Here is a 17970-nt window from a genome sequence, read left to right on the forward strand (position 1 = left end):
TGCCTGTATTGCGGCTAAGACTGTCCCAAGCCTTGAGAAGGTGTGGATGCAGTTTTAGCCGCTAGAGCACGAGTAACTCTCAATTGGTAATGCTGCTGTCGCCAGAGTTGCCGCCACTTCTCAACGACCGGCTCGGAATAGTCGAAGCGTTGACACTCAGCCCGAATCACTTGTCCTAACCACTCCAGCACTCGCAAGTCGGCACAGGCTTGAATGGTTTTTGCGCAGGCTTCCACCCATTCTGCAAAGACACGATAGCTAACGAGCTGTCCGCCTCGGTCTTTACGATGCACGAATAGCTGATGGGGCCAGTGTTCGTAGCGACAGATCATCTGCTCGGGAATGCCTAAAAACCTAGCAATTGAACTTACAGAAATGCAAAGTTGGGGCTGAAGAATCTGAGTCAGGCGCATGAGGAAATGCTCCAAAATTGAATGGGGAATGAGAGGGCAATTCATTGCAATGAATTGCCTCAGCCCATAGCCGCGCTCGACTCGCCCCACACGCAAGGGGTTGGATCAGCAGTGTTAAACTGCCCACTAGCCTCCATCTGTGTGCTTTACAGCTTGGGGGTTAGTCACCTGGAGTTTCTTCAAGACCCCAGGTGACGCTAGAGAAGCAATGACTACTTAGCTCAAGACCCCATCGCAAGTATTGGATAGATGTCAAGTGGGTCATTGGGCTTCTTGCTAGGTTTTGACTTGTATAAGGTCAGTCTTGCTAACACTTAATTCCTGCTCCGCATAGTACCCGGCAGGGTAATGCCAGTTCTGCGCTGCAATCCCTAAGATGGCCTGAGGATTAAGCAACTGCCCCGTCACCTCTGTAGGAGCTAAGTCTAAGAAGCTAGTTGGGCTATGGCAATACTTTGCCGGTTCTTGGGTGTGGATGTAGCAATTTGTAGCTTAAGCATTCAACCAGAAATTGAACGATTGAATCTTAACTAAAACAACAGAGCAGCAATAACAATGAAGAGACTCCACGGCTTTAGTCCTCGTAGAGGCGACAATTACCCTCTCGGTCAATATGTGCCCACGGGAAAGTTTGGTAGGTTATTTCCCAATCTGCGGCCGCTCACACCCTCCAAGGAGAGTTTGACCGATTTGGGCAATGCCATGCTCGATACAAAAGCCGATAATCCAAACGGAGATCGAGATGGCGATAACCCTAGTGTTCCAGCTGGCTACACTTATCTTGGCCAATTCATTGATCACGACATCACTCTCGACACAACTGCGCTCAAAGAAGTTTTGGTTGACCCATTAGCCATTCAAAACTTTCGGACTCCCGCCCTTGATTTAGATAGCGTCTACGGTTCGGGTCCCAGCGGGCAGCCCTTTCTCTACGATCTCGATGATCCAGACCAGTTTCTAATTGGTTCAACCACAGCAGTCGCCGCTGATGGGCGACCGAGCAAAGAAGCAATTGCAGCAAAGCCTAACGATCTGCCCCGAGTCAGCAGTGGCCTTGCCGTGCTTGGCGACCCACGCAACGATGAGAATTTGATCGTTGCCCAGCTTCATCTCGCCTTTCTGAAGTTCCACAATAAAGTGGTTCAGGGCATTAAGAACGGCAGCATCAAGCAGAGTTCTCCCGTTCGCAAAACGCCTTTTGAAGAAGCCAGAGACATCGTGATCTGGCATTACCAGTGGATTGTTCTCCACGACTTTCTGCGCCTTATCCTCGACATCCAGCAACTGGATCTGGTGTTGAAACAAGGAAGAGCTTTTTACAAACCGATTGGCGAGGCCTTTATTCCAGTTGAATTTTCTGCAGCAGCCTATCGTCTCGGCCACAGCATGATTCGCTCGGTTTATGACTACAACCGAGTATTTACCACCGATCAAAAGAGCCCTGGCTTTATCACCCCTGCAACACTTGATCTTTTGTTTGCCTTCACAGCTAAATCTGGTACTAAGGATGATCTTTTTGAGATTCCCGTTCCTAGTAACTGGATTATCGATTGGCGGCTATTCTTCGACTTAGATGCTCCAGTGAAGGTCAATCCTAGCCGTAAGCTGGATCCTTTCCTGGTCAATCCTCTGGCAAACTTACCGAATGTTCCTGCTCCCAGTTCATTAGCCGTTAGAAATCTATTGCGTGGCAGTAGTTTAGGTTTGCCACCCGGCCAAAGCATTGCCAGGTCCATGGGACTTAAGCCATTGAAGCCAGCACAAATCGCTGAAGGTCCAGATGGCGCAGTCGCGAAGCAACACAACTTCCATATAGAAACACCGCTCTGGTATTACATCCTTAAGGAAGCGCAGATTCAGGCGGGCGGCAGACACTTAGGCCAATTGGGCAGCCGAATTATTGCCGAGGTTTTTGTTGGTCTCCTAGAAACCGATAGCAGTTCGTTCCTGTCTCGCTGCCCCGACTGGAAACCGACTCTACCGGCAAAGGTTCCTGGAACTTTTACCTTTGCCGATTTGCTGCGGTTTGTCGATGACCTCAATCCTATAGGAGATAAGCCAGCACCAAGCGCCTAACTCTTTTAGTTCTACAAAAGGCCCGAGGGGTTACTGCTTGGGCCTTTTGTATTTAGGGCAAACCTGTTTGTAATACCGCTAGGCTCTGATCAAGAAGCTCCAGCGCTTCTTCAACCTCGCTTTTGCTGATATTCAGCGGCGGCGTAATGCGCAAGACATTGCCGTAATAGCCACCTTTGCCAATCAGCAAACCGCGTTTCTTAGTTTCTTCAAACAATTGCACAACGAATTTGGTAGCAGGTTCTTTAGTTTTAGGATCAGTGACCATTTCCACACCCTGCATCAGACCCATGCCGCGCACATCGCCCATGACCGGATATTTCTGTTGCAAAGATTCCAGGCCGGAGCGGAGTAAAGCGCCTTGAGTCGCAGCATTATCGGCCAAATTTTCTACCTGGATTACTTCAATGGTGGCAACTGCCGCCGCACAGCTCACCGGATTGCCACCGAAAGTCGAGACATAGAGCCCTGGAAATCGGTCGGCCAGTTCTGCTTTGGCAATCGTGACCCCCAAGGGCAAGCCGTTAGCAACCCCTTTGGCCATGGTCATAATGTCTGGCTCCACACCCCACTGCTCAATGCCAAACATCTTGCCGCCAGTGCGCCCGAAGCCAGTCTGCACCTCATCGCTGATGAACACACCACCGTAGTTCCGCACAGTTTCAGCCACAATGCCAAAGTATTCTGGTGGTGGCGTAATAAAGCCGCCTACCCCCTGAATTGGCTCCGCAATCATGCCAGCAATTTGCCCAGTCGTGGTGGTCTGGATAACCTGCTCCACGTCCTTGGCACAGCGCAGTTCACAACTGGGATACTCCAGGCCGTAGGGACACCGATAGCAGTAAGCATTGGCAACATGCTTCACGCCGGGTACTTGACTGGGCAACTGCCGCCAAGTGCTCTGAGCCGTGATGTTTGTGGTCAAAATTGTGTGACCACTGTAGGCGTGGCGCAAGGCCAGAAACTCCAGCGAACCAGTGGCGTACTGCGCCAATTGGATAGCTGTCTCATTCGCCTCAGAGCCACTCGGCGAGAAAAAACTTTTCTGCAAGGAGCCGGGAGTGATCTCCGCCATCTTTTCCGCAAGATCCACAATCGGCGCATTGGGATAGAGCGTCGAGGAATGCAAAAGCTTTTGGGACTGGCTCAGCACCGCCTCAGTTACGCGGGGATGGTTGTGGCCAACACTGGTCGTAAGAATGCCGCCAAAAAAATCCAGGTAGGACTGACCAGCGACATCCCAGACCTGAGCTCCCTGACCTCGATCCAGCACCACAGGCTCAGCGTAGTAGTTGGACACACAGGGCCAGAGGTACTCGCGGTGCTTTTCGGCAATGGCCTGAGTGGGTTGAATATCTTGCCCCATGGGAGGTTCAGAGAGGTTATGTGTAGTAAAGTGACCTCTTAACTTACCACCGGATAACCCTTGGTCGACTGCATGGTTTGTAACGGTTTGCGCAAAAACGTAGGTCTTTGTGCTCTGGTGGGAAGGCTGACCGATGGAAGATTTTCTCATTTCCAGCAAGGGTTTAAGGAAGATTCCTGCCCCCACTGCTGGAGCGGTGTAAAGGCTTCTAACTCAATTAGCTTGCAGAATTAGGGCCAATTGGCACTTCTGTATATATAATCGAGCGCAGTTTGTCTCCATTTACTCATTACTCAGACTTGGTTTGGCAAGGAGCTGAAATGAAACGGATGCTACGCAGGTGCAGTCTAGGACTAGCCCTGATCTTCCTCGTGGGCTTGCAGACCAAAGTGGCAACAGCCGCTGCCTTAGTGCGTGTTCTGGTTCACGAGGAAGCCAGCAACTCTATGGCGGTATCAGTCTCTCTGCCCGCAACGCTCCAGACTCAGGGGCAACCGTTGCAACGGTTAGAGCCGGGGCAATGGTACTCTCTACCCACGAGTGTGGTCAGCCGCATCCAGCCAGCTGCAGGCGGCTTGGTTCGAGTTGGCAACACCTGGTACCCAGGCATGATTGAGGTGCGCCCTCGCCGTGGTGAGGGGATAGCAATTAACATTTTGCCGGTTGAAGAGTATCTGCGTGGCGTTGTGCCCAATGAGATGCCCGCCAGCTGGCATATGGACGCACTCCAAGCTCAAGCTGTAGCTGCCCGCACCTACGCTCTGCGCACCCAATCTAGCCGTAAATGGGGCAGTAACCCGTTTGACTTAGTTGATGACACCCGCGATCAGGTTTATCGCGGTTTTTACTATTTCGACTCCCGAAACAACCGCAACGTGCCCAAGTTCCATCGCCGCACTGATGAGGCCATTGCCGCAACCCGTGGCATCGTCATGGGCAATGCCGCGGGCTACTATCGCGCCCGCATTACCAATAGCTGGATCCCCTACAACGGCGGCTACATGCCCAATCCCGATGGCGAACACCTGGACCAGGAAATGACTCAGGCGATGGCTGAACGGGGCTGGAATTGGCAGCAAATCATTGCCTGGTGGTACAACAACCCCCAACTGCAACGTTTGCAGCAGCTTTAAGCCGCCCAATACCTGACCCATGAAAGTCTCTCTGGAGTACCTGTACCACTTCTGCTGCGATTATTGCGGCAGTTGGTGGAGCCGTGCGGATATTGAGCCCGTGTCAGGAGAGCAGGTTCACTGCCCTCGCTGCGGTAAGCTCAACACGGTTGATGCAATCCAGACCTTCCGTAACGCTGCCAGAGGGTCTTGTCTCCAGAAGGCACCAGATCCCCACGTACCCTAAAAGCCCTGCCTCCTAGAGAGTGGAGAAGCAGGGCTCTATTGAGGGCTATCGGACTAAACGAGCCCCCCTAGGGTTGCTCTAGAACACCAATACGGCACTGTTGGTCTTGACTAGCAGTAGCCAAGTTTGCGGTGATGCGTTCCAGTTGGCTCAGCCGCTCCCCCATTTGCTCCAGTTGTTCCTCTGGCCATTTTTGCAAGTCGGTCCAAGCGTTAATTGATCGGCTCACCCCCATTGCTGCTAGTCATTGCTCAACCTCTTCGTCCGGCCCGTAACCACTTAGAGTAGCGGGCTGACGAATAACTCAAAATCCTCAAAGAAGACCAAACCCTTAGTTGTTGGCCAAGGCTAACAACTAAGGGTTTGGCTAAACCTTAATTAGGCAATTAGGCGAGAGTTATAGCAGACCCCAGAAGTGCAGAATGCCCTGGTTGCTAACCAACTCAATGATTACAGCAGCGGCAAAACCGATCATTGCCAAACGACCATTCAGGCTTTCAGCGCTGGGCGTGAAGCCAAACTTGGGGCCGTTGGCTTCAGCAGCCTTGGTGTTAGATTCCATAACGTTTGACCTCTTCTAGAACGGACGAGCAACTAACTAGTTTCAGACAAACAATTCCAGACAACGAGCCGTAAGCCGGAGGCCTACGTTAAAGAATGTAACAAGCCCGCCAGCTAACAGCAACGTTTTCTTCACAGTCCGCTGTGAAGACGAGGCGCAATTTGGCTAGAGGTTTCCCCCAGGGCTTCGGTCAACGGCTAGGGAACTAGACGAGCGAAGCGCTTTTTGCCAACCTGAAGCACCTTGCCGGTTAACTGTTCAGGGCTCTCAAAGCTGAGATCAACCTGGTCAATTTTCTGGCCGTCAAGCTTGACAGCCCCACTTTGAATCTGGCGTCGCGCCTCAGAGGAGCTAGCACATAGACCACTAGCGCTCAGTAGATAGAACACCGGCGCGGGAAACTGAATATTGGCTAAGGAGAATTCCGGTACACTAGCTGCTGCTGCTGCGTTGCCTTCACTCACCAAGGCGCGGGCGCTATCTTGAGCCTGTTTAGCTAGTTCCGCTGAGTAATACTGACTGACGACCTCAAGGGCTAAAAGCTTTTGCCGTTCGCGGGGATCAGAGGGGAGTTGGTCTAAAGGCAGGTTCGTGAGCAATTCAAAGTAGTTAAAGATCTGAGTATCAGGCACTTTCTCCAGCTTGGAGTACATACTCAGGGGGTCTTCGGATAGACCGACATAGTTGCCCAAAGACTTGGACATTTTTTGGTGCCCATCCAAACCAATCAACAGTGGCATAGTCAAACAAAACTGCGGTGACAGACCGAAGTGTTGTTGTAGATCCCGTCCCACCAGCAGATTGAATTTCTGGTCGGTGCCGCCTAGTTCGACATCAGCTTTTACGGCTACAGAGTCATAGCCCTGCATCAGGGGATAGAGAAATTCGTGCAGATAAACAGGATTGTTCACCTGCATTCGCTCAGCAAAGCCTTCCTTAGCTAGCATTTGGCTAACGGTCATGGTTGCCAGCAGCTTAATAATTTCTTGCAAGTCTAGCTTGGCAAGCCATTCGGAGTTGTAGCGAATCTCCAGACGTCCAGGTGTGTCAAAGTCTAGAACTGGACGCAACTGTTCAAGATAGGTCTGAGCGTTGGTTTGAACCTGCTCTTCGCTTAATTGGCGACGCACTTCAGATTTGCCAGTAGGGTCGCCAATGCGAGCTGTGAAGTCACCAATAATCAGCACAGCAGTGTGCCCAGCATCTTGAAAAGCACGCAGCTTGCGGAAAACAAGGCTGTGGCCCAAGTGAATATCGGTGCCCGTCGGATCAATGCCAAGTTTGATGCGCAGAGGCAGTTCGGCTGATTCTAGACGCTTCCAGAGATTGTCCTCAGGACTATTCGGAAAGACTTCGACAATGCCTCGGCGTAGCAAGGTCAGAGAATGGGGGTCAGTTACGCTCACAGTCTTCAATAGCCAGTCAGGCCAGGATGGAGGCCACGCTTAAGTCAGTGGACAATATCCCTGAAGTCTACCCCATGCAGTTGTCCGCTTAGAACTGCTGGTTAGAACTGCGAGCTGAGGAATTAGCTTTCGCAACACTGATCGCAGCTGTTTCTTGAAATTTAAAAGTACTAGGGATTCGTTTAAACCCTGCCTCGGATCGTGTTTGAAACCTGCCCAGAAAATAGGGTCAAAGTAAACTTTGACTTGCAGCAGATCTCTGACTGGTACTCGGCCTAAAAAGCCTTATATCTGCTTCTATCCTGCCGCCTGTTCCTGCCACCACAGTTTTCCGCTCGCGGTTGCCGTCTGGGGTAAGCTAACCTTTAATTTCTGCTGTCTCAGGACCTGAGCTTGTCAAGAGGCCACTACCAAATTCAGCTAGATGCTAGCTGAACTTCCCAGGATGGTGCTTAGTTCCCCAGAATTGGGGGGCCAGGGAAAGAGCGTCTAAGTTCTGATCAGAAATGGGTAAAGTATAAAATCTACTACTTAGACAAGCTCCCCTTTTAGGATGGCCTCAAGCCAGGGGTGGGCAGACTATAATCCACTCGATTCACCCAGACCCCAGGACCGCCGTGTCTTCTAAGAGTCTCAAACACAAGCAGAAGCAGCCCTCGCGCCCACCCGAGACTCTGGCTTATGTGCAGTCTGTGGGTAAAGCAGTGGGTGGGTCACTACTGGCCGTGACGCTATTGGGCAGCTCGGTCGTTGCGGGTGCCCTTTCAGGTTTGGCCCTGAGCTTCCGTGATTTGCCAGATGTGCGGGTGCTCAAGGGCTATGTGCCCACAGAGACAACTCATATTTACGACATCACAGGTAAGCCGATCGATAGTGTCCACGGTGAAGCCAACCGTGAAGTTGTCCCGCTTAATTCGATGTCACCCAACCTCAAGCGAGCGGTGCTGGCAATCGAAGACAGCTACTTCTATTCTCATCGCGGCGTTGACCCCAACGGCATTGCTCGGGCCTTTATCAGCAACTGGGAAAGAGGTTCTGTGGTCGAGGGTGGCTCCACCGTTACCCAGCAGTTGGTGAAGAATCTGTTTCTGTCGCCTGAGCAAACCTTCAACCGCAAGGTAGCAGAAGCAGTTCTGGCGATGCGCCTAGAGCAGATCTTTGACAAGAACGAAATCCTGGAGATGTACCTCAACCAGGTCTATTGGGGACACAACACATATGGCGTAGAAACAGCAGCCGAGAGCTACTTCAACAAGTCGGCATCTGAACTAACACTGGCTGAGTCCGCGATGATGGCCGGGCTGATTCAGGCGCCCGAAGTCTTTAGCCCCTTCATGGACTACACGCTTGCTAAACAGCGCCAGTTGTTGGTGCTGAACCGCATGCTAGAGCTGAAGTGGATTACGGCTGCCGAATACAAGCAGGCCCGCCAGCAGCCGTTGCAGCTGGGCGAAATCACCTCATTCCGTCGTAGCGAAGTGCCTTGGATTACTGAGGCGGTGATTCAAGAGTTAACTGACCGCTTCGGCTCAGACGCCATCCTTAAGGGCGGCCTGCGGGTTCAAACCACAGTGGACTTGCGCCTACAACGTATTGCGGAAGAAACGGTGCGCGGAGAGCACGCTAAATTGCGCCGTCGAGGTCTGCGAGCTGACCAAATGGCCCTGGTGTCCCTTGACCCGCGTACAGGCTTTGTCAAAGCAATGGTGGGTGGCGTTAATTACGAAAAGAGCCAGTTCAACCGTGCCCTACTGGCCAAACGCCAACCTGGCTCAGCCTTCAAACCTTTTGTCTACTACGCCGCTTTCGCCAGTGGCCGCTACACGCCGGAATCCTTTATTTCTGATTCGCCGGTCAGCTACCGCGATGGCAATGGCTGGTACTCACCGCAGAACTACGACAACTCCTTCATGGGCGGCATTAGCATTCGCAAAGCTCTAGAGTTATCACGTAATATCCCCGCCATTCGCCTTGGCAAAGCGGTAGGTATGGAGAAAGTCGTCGAGACTAGCCGAACCCTAGGGATTACCAGTCCGATGGAGCCAGTCACCTCCTTGCCTTTGGGCGCGGTGGATCTCACACCTATAGAAATGGCTTCCGCCTACGGTGTATTTGCGACCAATGGCTTTAAGTCAGAGCCGACCTTTATTGCTCGCGTAACCAGCAACAGTGGACGGGTCATCCTGGATAACAATCCAGATCCGCAACTCGTGCTCGATCCCTGGGCTGCTGCCTCTCTCAACAGCGTCTTGCAAGGGGTGGTCACTCAGGGTACCGGCAAAGCAGCCCAGCTGGGCGATGGTCGTCCAGTAGCAGGTAAAACCGGTACCACCTCTTCAGAACGTGATATCTGGTTTGTGGGCTATGTGCCTCAGATGGTGACAGCAGTGTGGGTGGGCAACGACGATTATCGCCCTCTGGGCGGCGGCGCAACGGGTGGTGGCTTCGTCGCCCCGATTTGGAAAGACTTCATGACTAAAGCACTGAAAGGCGTGCCTGCCGAGAAGTTTGACCCACCCTCGAACTTCGAGCGGCCTTAGCCGCCTTAGTTGAGTCATTAATTAAGGGTTAGGGCAACTACAGGGCAACTACTTAGCACGAGCACCCAGTTAAGCCCTAAGCCCTCCAGGAACCAAGTTAAAACTGAATGTGATGGAGTAGGGTGGCAGTCAGCTTTGGCGGCAGGTGAAGGCGTTGCTGTAGATCAGCGAGATCGCGGTAGGGCCCATGTTGTCCCCGATTGTGTGTGATCGCTTGCGCTAGGTTGCTATCAACTCCTGGCAAGTTGGCCAGCTCTTCCGAGCTGGCAAGATTTGGGTCCAGCCGGACTGGCAACTCGGCACCGTCAGGGTCGTAAAAACAGAAACGCAGAGCCGGGGCTAAAGTTTGCAATTGCTCTACTGGCGCACCAATAGCTCCTGCCACATCTTCAAGGCAATAGAACTGAACACCAGCACGAGTCAGGCTGACTAGTGACCGAGCTTGACGAATGGAGATTCCAGGCAACCGCAACCAGTCATCTACGCTCGCGCGGTTGACATCGACTACTAATCCCAAACGTACCGCAACCTCTACCTCAGACAACGATTGCAGTCGATGATAAGGGTCGTTCAGCATAGGCACCAGATTGGCATACTGACGTTCGCTGCGGCGCGCGTGGACTACTGCAGCCAGCCAGCTCAACAGCGATACAGGCACACCTACTCCCGTTGGTAAGCTGGCTAAGGGCAGAAAGAAGAGGGCGGCATAAACTCCCCCAGCGACAGTCCAGGGCTGTTGTTGCAGTCGATGCCCCGCAACTAAAAAGCCCAGCCAATGCAAGCCCGGTACTAGAGACCAAAGCTTCCACATCGTTAGGGACGGAGCAGTTAAACGGTCTGACGATGGACGCACAGCTTCTCCCGGCCATTCTCCCTAACCAATTTGAGCCAGCAACTGGCGACGCTTCTGCTCGAACTCATACTCAGAAATTAGCCCGTCTCGTCGTAGGTCGTCCAAGGTTCGCAGAGCTTGGGCAACAGAAGCAACGTGCTCTGGGCGAAAGGTGGGGTTGGCTTCAGGGCCAATGGTGCCAGTGTTAAAGCGTTCGTTGAACTCGGCCTCAGTTTGAGTGAGATACCAAATTCCCTCGATTGCGCTGGCAATTCTGGGAAACGGGGTCCAGAAAAACAGCAGGTAAACAACCCCCCAACCTACCTTGCCAGTATAGATCTTGTGCAGACCGGGAAGGGTAAGAATTCCAGCCAATGCTAGAATCCCGGCAAGCTTTCTATCCTTACGTTTGGTGGTGGAAACAGGGTAGGAAAGCGACTGCATGGGGTCTAAATCTCCGTGTCAGGCTAGCCCACTAGCCTCCGTTCCATCATAGAAGGCTTGCCGAAATCGGGTGTAGTCGCCTCAGGCGTAGATTTGCCCTAGGATGGCGCTGAGCCGATCGTAATCATCCTTGAGCAAAACGCTCAGCGCCCGTCCTGCCTGCACCAACCAAGTGCGCTCAAGTTGCCGGGCTCGATAGACTTGCCGAATCACCGCCGCTGTGAGTTCATCGACGGGAGCTCCAGCGACCTGAATCAAGGTGCGCAAGAAATCTAGCCGGTCACTAAAGGCGACGACTTCCGCTGTGGCGCAATGATAAACAGCCTGATGGATTTGCGGTGGGCGCGGCGGTAGATGCTGATGGATCAGCTGCGGCTGATTGCCCGGTCGAAAGCCGACGATCGCCGCACGAAACTCAGTTTTGAGCATGGCAAAGATCTGGGGCTGCTGTTCCCGCAACTGTTGCAGCGAGAGACCTAAGGCCCTGGCCCGGTGGATCGAATCAACTGGCGAGGTGCTGGCATGATAGACCACGGCATAAACCTGATTGCCAGTTTCTTCGTCTTGAGCGCTGACCCAAGAGCCAAAAGGCGGCATTTGCGGAAAATTCAGGTCCTCTGGATCGAGGCACTGCGCCATAAACTCGGCAGTCGAAGTTTCGATCACCTCAGCAAAGTGATCGGGATGGCGATTGGTTGCGGCGAACTGGGGGAGGGGTAGGCGCATATAGGAAGGCTGGCTTAGAGCTACAACACCCGCAGCCCAGCTAGGGTGACTAGCAGAGAGAGCAGACTGCCACTAACAAACAGGGTGTTACGCAGCCAGGTCGGACGTAAACCCAGCCAACTCAAGTAACTCTCAATACAGGGGCCTAGGAAATAGCAGATGTTAGCCGTTAAGCCCCAAAAGACTAGGCTGAATAACATTTCTCCTGGCGAGCCCATGTAATGCAATAGGGTTGAGAGCGTGGGTAAAAACACCACCAGATTGAACAGAGGACGGCGTTCCTCCCAGCCCCGGAAAATGCGGATCGCCTCCCGTTTGGCACCCGGTTGCTGCTGATCTAGCTGGTCAATGCGGTCACGAATACCCGGTAAGTTCAAACCAACTTCAGCCATGCGGTTAGAGAGGGGCTGGTCGCGGTTACGCGGCTCAGCCGTGGTCTGCTCTGTAGCCGCGGGTTCGCTACCAAATACCTGAGCGGCCCGCAAAGTTGAGAGCGCTTGGTGAGCGGAACTAAGGCGGCTATCCAAGGAGGGATCCAGCAGCCGATGCAGCCATTGAGTGAAGCCAGGGCTGAGGCTCACGACCCGTTCAAACTGAAGCTGTAAGTTCCGCTGTGGCAAATCACTCGGACTTCTGCCGGTAAGGGCATGGACCAAAGTTGCGCCAAGCGCATAGAGATCCGAAGCCGCTACCGTGCGTCCCCCAAATTGCTCTGGGGGCATGTAGCCATAGGTGCCGACAATTGTGATTGTTTGTCCTTCGACTACCGCCAGGTTTTGCACAGCCCCGAAGTCCACTAAGTGCAAGCGACCGTTCTCCCCGATCAGCACATTGCTGGGCTTGATATCGCGGTGAATCACAGGCGGCGTGCGGCCATGCAGGTAGATCAGGATTTCCAGCAGTCCCTCTGCCAGTTCAATTGCTTCGGTCTCAGAGTAGAGCCGGCCCTGCCGGATCCGGTCCGATAGAGACTCACCCGGGATGTAGTCCTTGACCAGGCAGAAACCCCAGCTTTCAGTGGAATCTGTAGAAAAGTAATCTCGGTAGCGGGGAATAGAGGGGTGATCCAAGGCTTGCAGAATCCGAGATTCTCGCTCAAACAGCTTCAGATCATCCCAACTAAACCCTGGCCCAAAGGAGAGAAGCTTCACTACTACGAGTTCCCCACGCACTCGGCCCAAATCGCTCGGCACCTGAGTGCCAGCGTCTGCCGAGTCCTCTGCTGGGTCGGCAGCGGGTTGGGGAATGGTTTGCAGGTCTTCCGCTAGCCAGGTCTGCCGCCCAGCATTCTGGCCCAGAGGCTGGAGCAGCCGGTAGCGGTTTTTTAGCACCTTGTCCGTCACGTGCCTCCTTCTCCAGAGCGCAGGGGATTTCTAAAATCTAATCCAGGAATCTGGGGATGAGCACAAGTCTCAAGTTTGCTAAAGCTTGTATCCCCTTACTTAGGAGGGTAAATCGAGCCAGTTTTGATTGATGTGATCCGGCTGAATCAGGCCATATTCCAAGGCTCGACGCACACAGAGCATCCGATTGCGCCGCGACCCCCGCTCTTCTTCGTCGGGTTCACCCAGCACTTTGCTCATCACTGACTTGATATGGGAGATCACTGTGGACTCAGCAACGACTAGCGTTTCCGAGATTTGGCTGTTCTCCAAGCCCTGAGCCATATGGATCAGCACAATGCGCTCACGGGGCGTGAGCTGCGGCACCTGAGCCTCTAGAGAGCGGCCAATACCCTTAGCCGCCTGCCGAACTGCTTCAGCCCGCTCTTGTGGGGTAGCCGATTTGAGCAGGTAATCATAAACAACCCGAGGGTGAGACGTGCTGGTCTGCACAAAGGGCTGGAGGGCAACTAAGCCGGAGCGGTCCCGGTGTCCAGTCATAACAACCAGATGAGTCGGCAGCTTTGAGGCTTGTACTGCCTGGGCAATAGTAATTCCTGCCAGGTACTCGGGAGGTTGCCCTCGCTGGCGAGGTAACTCTAAATCGACCAAGGCGACCTGCGGCTTCAGGGTAGTAATTAACTCCAGGGCATCGGTCACGGTCATCGCTTGACCAATCACAGCAAAATCTGGCTGGCTACTAAGATGGGCAGCAGCTCCAGCCAGGGTATCTGGGTGATCATCCACCACCACGAGGGTAATGGGCTCGCCAATCGTTTCTGGCATACTGAGTGGCCGTTCAACAGCTAAGGATCTGGGCTAGGAGCATCCTAGCCTAATGCTCTAGGGCCTAATGCTTCAGAACCTAATGCTTGAGGGTTGAAAACTCAGTTTTGGCACGCTGCTCTTAGCGCCAAGGACTAGCACCAAGGACTAGGGCAAATCCAGCCTGAGCACCCGAGCGTCTAGTGCTTGTACTTCTGGCAAATTCACCTGATAGGGGGGCGTCCAGCCACGGGCTGAGAGCGAATGGATCTGTAGGCGTACGCTCTGGCCGGGTTCAAGGAAACCATCTGCTGCACCCTCCAAGTTGACCTGGCCGGTGATGTCCTGACCCTGACCATCCAACAGGGCCACTTGGCTGACCAGGAAGATAAAGCGTTCTGAGGCGCGATTGGTGAGCAGCAAGCTGAGCTGAAAGCTGCCATCATTCTGAATCGACACCTGCTCAGCCTGTAGATCGATGTCCCCCTCCGTCACCCGGCTATCCAACGGCAGAATCGATAAGGTAGGTTTGGCCTCCGGTGAAGAAAACTGGTTGGCCTGAGCCTGAATCGCCTGTACCCGAGCCAGAGTCTCTAACTCGCGTTGCCGCCGGATCTCAGACTGCTGCTTCTGCCAATCCTGGATGCGCGCCTGAGCACGGGCATAGTCAGGAGCAACATCAGGAACCAAGTTGGCGATCGCAATCGCTCGACTGAGCAGTTCTTGCGCCTGAGGCGCATCTGGCGCTACCTGCTTAGCCTGTCGCTCGGCACTACTGAGGATCCGAGTTGACCACTGTTGGATGCGCGCTTGGGCGTTCCGGTAAACCAGCGAGCGAGGGGAGACCTCACTGGCCTTCTGGATAGCTTTGACCAGATCACCTAACTGCCCGGTGCGTCCCTCAATTTCAGCTCGCTCCAAAACTTGCTGGTCGCCCACTTGGGCCAGCAAGGTGCGGGCAGTTGCAACCCCCTCAGGCTGAAGGATCAGCTTGCCTGTTTCGGGGTCGGTAGCACCTGACAATTCTGGGGTTGGTACAGGTGTAGCGGTACGGTTGGCCTCCAGGCTGCCGGTACGACTTAACAAAGAAGCGGTGAGACCGCCCAATAAGCCAGCACAGGCCATGCCACCCACTAACCAGGTCACAAAAGGAATGGGAGCCCGGCTACGCTTGATCTTTTTGGGCGGGACTGGTTTGGACGGCGGCTCAGCAGACCAGCTTGTTGAGTGAGCGCCTCCCATCAGGGTTCCAGTCAGGATATCGATCGTGAACCGGCTGCCTTGACCAGGCCGAGCATCAATGCGATAGCGAACCCGTGCTCCTACAGCCTCTAGGCGGCGCAAATAACGTCCCAGAGCAAATAATCCCGAACCGGGACGGCGCAGATAAGCTTCGCGCAAATCAAACCCAGGACCGTTATCGCTCACGCTCAAACGAAAGCCAGAGGGCAGGCGACGGTCACGAACTGGGCTGAAGGCACCAGCGGCGGGCGGTTGCAGGCAATGAAAACACAAATCTAAACGCAGCGGGCTCTGGTCTTCATGCTGAGGGCGGCGGGCGTACTTCAACGCATTCCAGGTCAGCTCTGAAACTACCTGATAAAGCGTGGCGGCAATGCGGCGGTCAGCGACAGTGTCAAAGGTAAACGCCTGTTGCTCCCACTGAGACTCGGGCACCGTTTGCCCGTTGAGCCACCAGCGGATCGTGTAAGCGGTACCCTCCCGCTCCAAGCGATCGCGGATTGGGTCTAGAGCCGCACCGAAACGCTGACCCCGCGCAAACATGTCTTCAGTGCCATTGCGCAGCAACCGCAACTCATCCTCAGCGGCGCGACAGTGATCGGCAGCTGCTGCCAAGCGCCAAGCCAAGCGGGCATCTTCAGCTCGGCTGGAGGTTTCTAAACCCGTGAGCACTTCTCGGAGTACCGAAGAGGCCCCCATCAGGCTTTGCTGCGCAGTATTGTGCAGCTCGCTGCTAAATTGCGCTCGGTAGCGTACCTCCCAGGCATCCAGAGCCAATTGAGAGCGACGGCTGTAGTAAGCGTTGAGCCCTGATACCAGCCCTACAGGTACGGCAGAGCCTAAAACCACAGCCAGCAATACCGGCACACTGGGCGACAGAAACACCAGTCCAACGAACAGACCGAAGCCCAAACCAGTCCCCAGGAGTTCTGGCAAACTGCGCACTGGTGAGAAGCCCCAAGGGCCGGGGGCAGTGCTCTGATCCAAAATGCGAGTCCAGGCCAATTGCTCTCGGACCGAACGGGCAAAGCGCTGTGCTAACCACAGGCTACAGGCGGCCAAAACCCAGATTTGCGGCTCTTGCACCAGGGGATAGAACAACAGCGCGTCTAGCCAAACCTGTGCAGGTGGCTCGTTGGCCGAGTTATGAGCAAAGGGCGGACGCAGACGGGATAGAACTTCGCCCCAGCTCTCGCGAGGCAAGGCACTAGGTTGCAATTCTGCCCGCTGGATTTGCTCGCTTTGCTGTTGGATCTGGCGCTGGAGCACCAGACTTTGGCGATTGTTGAGACCATCGAGAATGCCTAAGGCCCGCCCGTAACCAGCTAAAGCTTGGTCAGGTTGACGCTCAGCAATTGCATCGGCTTGACGTACCCAAGCCACTGCCACGCGTAGGGGCAAGCTAGCACGCTGTGCCAGGGGAACCTGCACTTGGCTGAAATACCCCCCCTCTGGCCAAAATACTTGCAGACTCCACAGACAGGCACCGCTAAGAGCCAGCCCATATACGATGCCCACACCCGCTTGGCGACAACCGCCCAATAACAGCCAAACGCGGGGGGTAGCAGGTCGCCCAGCAGCTTGGACAGGGCGATTGCTAGCGGTTGATTGATCACTCCGAGGTTGGCGCAAAAGACGCATAATGCGCTTCAGGAGACTCCAAACGATGCCACTGATTTTTACAGTACTGGATGGACCACAACGGGACTGTCAACTGCACCTCGCCACCGGCTTAGAGGCCTGCTTAGTACGTCTGCCCTCGGGCGTCTTGTCACTGCTGACCCCTGCTGATGAGCTGCCTACCGGAGCCATGGTCTGTCTTAACCTGCTGTTTTGGGAAGGCATTTGGTATGCAGCTCCCAGTTTGGCAGGCACAAAAGCCGGGGGACGGCTCTTGAAGACGCTGATGCCTCTACTAGCCGGAACCCGACTTCAATTTGGCCCACCTAGCCCGCTCGCCTTGGAAGTGACTGAGGCCACCGACGAAGGCATAGCACTGGACCTGCGCAGCCTAGAATTACACCCAGAAGATTTGACCAGTGTATCTCGCCTGTCAGGCCGTTCGACTCGGCTGACTAGCTTACCGCCTCGTCTGGCAGGGCTTTTGAAGTTACTCAGCGCCGTCGCCACTGGCGCTGCAGTTTTATTGGGAGGCATTGCCGTCGTCAAGGCTCCCTTGAATCTGCTTAGCCCGAACAGCTCAGTTTCAGTGCCTGACCCAACTGTGACCGTCAGCCATTCTGGTACGAGCGACCCTGCGGTCCTATCAGTTGCGCAAGCTCTACAGGAGCGGCTCCTACAGATTCCAGAGGAAAGTACTCTTGACGCCCCCAATACCTTGGCAACTTTGGCTGAGATCCGGCGTACAGGCCAGCAATTAGCCCGTATCCATGCCAACTCTCCTCTGGCCATTGGAGTTGCCACTGCTACTGCGGCCATTTACGAAGTATCCCGAGGGGCATCTACGGGCAACCGAGAGTCTCTGAGTGCAGCTGCTCAGTCAGCTCGCCGCAGTCTGGATGTTTGGAGCCAGCTACCCAGTGCTGAGCAGGCTGGAGATCCTGCTTTGTTTTACCGTTCGCTTGCTCGCCTCAGCCTCAACGAGGCTGAGCGGTTATGTGGAGAACTAGCGGAGACTCAACCAGACAGTCCCAAACTCAATGGAGCGGAGGGCTACACAAGCCCTGAAGAGAGTAAAGCAGAGCCCAGCCCAAGCTCTGGGGCGATTAACTCAAGTTCGGCAAGCTCAGGTTCAGCATCGGCTTCCAGCTGTCTCTACCCCAGGTCACCAGAAGCAGACTCCATTCCTAGCCCAGAGCCAGGAAAGCCGGGAAATTAAGGGCAATCAATTGCGATT

Annotated in this window: 16 protein-coding genes; 5 read left to right on the forward strand and 11 right to left on the reverse strand. The window is 54.2% G+C overall.

The features are described from left to right. Nucleotides 1-14: 14 nt before the first annotated feature. Nucleotides 15-413: a hypothetical protein gene (locus tag H6F94_RS28470; RefSeq protein ID WP_190805633.1), complete on the reverse strand. Its 399-nt coding sequence runs from the start codon at nt 411-413 to the stop codon at nt 15-17. 555 nt (nt 414-968) lie between these two features. Here H6F94_RS28470 and H6F94_RS28475 point away from each other — a divergent pair. Continuing rightward, complete coding sequence (locus tag H6F94_RS28475; RefSeq protein ID WP_190805634.1) at nt 969-2489, forward strand: peroxidase family protein; 1521 nt, start codon at nt 969-971, stop codon at nt 2487-2489. Nucleotides 2490-2541: 52 nt separating this feature from the next. Here the strand turns inward: H6F94_RS28475 and H6F94_RS28480 are convergent, their stop codons facing one another. Continuing rightward, nucleotides 2542-4005, reverse strand: coding sequence for an aspartate aminotransferase family protein (locus tag H6F94_RS28480; protein WP_199320694.1), 1464 nt, complete (start codon nt 4003-4005; stop codon nt 2542-2544). Nucleotides 4006-4175: 170 nt separating this feature from the next. Between H6F94_RS28480 and H6F94_RS28485 the strand changes: the two genes are divergently transcribed. Further along, nucleotides 4176-4988, forward strand: coding sequence for a SpoIID/LytB domain-containing protein (locus H6F94_RS28485; protein ID WP_190805635.1), 813 nt, complete (start codon nt 4176-4178; stop codon nt 4986-4988). Between the two features lie 19 nt (nt 4989-5007). Continuing rightward, complete coding sequence (locus H6F94_RS28490) at nt 5008-5214, forward strand: hypothetical protein (protein ID WP_190805636.1); 207 nt, start codon at nt 5008-5010, stop codon at nt 5212-5214. Between the two features lie 67 nt (nt 5215-5281). Here H6F94_RS28490 and H6F94_RS28495 read toward each other — a convergent pair whose 3' ends face one another. The 3 genes from H6F94_RS28495 to tyrS all read right to left on the reverse strand — a co-directional run bounded on the left by H6F94_RS28495 (nt 5282) and on the right by tyrS (nt 7182). Then, entirely contained in the window at nt 5282-5443 is a 162-nt protein-coding gene (locus H6F94_RS28495) for a hypothetical protein (RefSeq protein ID WP_190805637.1), read from the reverse strand. 168 nt (nt 5444-5611) lie between these two features. Beyond that, complete coding sequence (locus H6F94_RS28500) at nt 5612-5776, reverse strand: CAB/ELIP/HLIP family chlorophyll-binding protein (RefSeq protein ID WP_190805638.1); 165 nt, start codon at nt 5774-5776, stop codon at nt 5612-5614. A 197-nt stretch (nt 5777-5973) separates the two neighbouring features. Continuing rightward, the gene (tyrS, locus tag H6F94_RS28505; RefSeq protein WP_190805639.1) at nt 5974-7182 is read right to left on the reverse strand and encodes a tyrosine--tRNA ligase; all 1209 of its coding nucleotides are present in this window, start codon (nt 7180-7182) and stop codon (nt 5974-5976) included. Nucleotides 7183-7799: 617 nt separating this feature from the next. On the opposite strand from tyrS, the gene H6F94_RS28510 reads away from it, so the two are divergent. Next, nucleotides 7800-9722, forward strand: coding sequence for a transglycosylase domain-containing protein (locus H6F94_RS28510; protein ID WP_190805640.1), 1923 nt, complete (start codon nt 7800-7802; stop codon nt 9720-9722). A 97-nt stretch (nt 9723-9819) separates the two neighbouring features. On the opposite strand, the gene H6F94_RS33375 is transcribed toward H6F94_RS28510, so the two are convergent. The 6 genes from H6F94_RS33375 to H6F94_RS28540 all read right to left on the reverse strand — a co-directional run bounded on the left by H6F94_RS33375 (nt 9820) and on the right by H6F94_RS28540 (nt 16754). Continuing rightward, nucleotides 9820-10575 carry a helix-hairpin-helix domain-containing protein gene (locus tag H6F94_RS33375; RefSeq protein WP_313949392.1) on the reverse strand — a complete coding sequence of 252 codons (756 nt, stop codon included), beginning with the start codon at nt 10573-10575 and terminating at the stop codon, nt 9820-9822. A gap of 21 nt (nt 10576-10596) precedes the next feature. Further along, nucleotides 10597-10998 carry an NINE protein gene (locus tag H6F94_RS28520; protein WP_190805641.1) on the reverse strand — a complete coding sequence of 134 codons (402 nt, stop codon included), beginning with the start codon at nt 10996-10998 and terminating at the stop codon, nt 10597-10599. Between the two features lie 81 nt (nt 10999-11079). Continuing rightward, nucleotides 11080-11724 (reverse strand): HAS-barrel domain-containing protein, encoded by a 645-nt coding sequence (locus H6F94_RS28525; RefSeq protein WP_190805642.1) that lies wholly within the window; start codon nt 11722-11724, stop codon nt 11080-11082. A 20-nt stretch (nt 11725-11744) separates the two neighbouring features. Further along, a complete protein-coding gene (locus H6F94_RS28530) occupies nt 11745-13067 on the reverse strand; it encodes a serine/threonine protein kinase (protein WP_190805643.1) in 1323 nt (440 codons plus the stop codon). 99 nt (nt 13068-13166) lie between these two features. Continuing rightward, the gene (locus tag H6F94_RS28535) at nt 13167-13892 is read right to left on the reverse strand and encodes a response regulator transcription factor (protein WP_190805644.1); all 726 of its coding nucleotides are present in this window, start codon (nt 13890-13892) and stop codon (nt 13167-13169) included. A gap of 147 nt (nt 13893-14039) precedes the next feature. Next, nucleotides 14040-16754, reverse strand: a complete 2715-nt coding sequence (locus H6F94_RS28540; RefSeq protein WP_190805645.1) for an ATP-binding protein — start codon at nt 16752-16754, stop codon at nt 14040-14042. Between the two features lie 25 nt (nt 16755-16779). Between H6F94_RS28540 and H6F94_RS28545 the strand changes: the two genes are divergently transcribed. Further along, the gene (locus H6F94_RS28545) at nt 16780-17952 is read left to right on the forward strand and encodes a hypothetical protein (protein ID WP_190805646.1); all 1173 of its coding nucleotides are present in this window, start codon (nt 16780-16782) and stop codon (nt 17950-17952) included. Nucleotides 17953-17970: the final 18 nt, after the last annotated feature.

It is taken from the genome of Leptolyngbya sp. FACHB-261 (assembly GCF_014696065.1).
Taxonomy (GTDB): domain Bacteria; phylum Cyanobacteriota; class Cyanobacteriia; order FACHB-261; family FACHB-261; genus FACHB-261.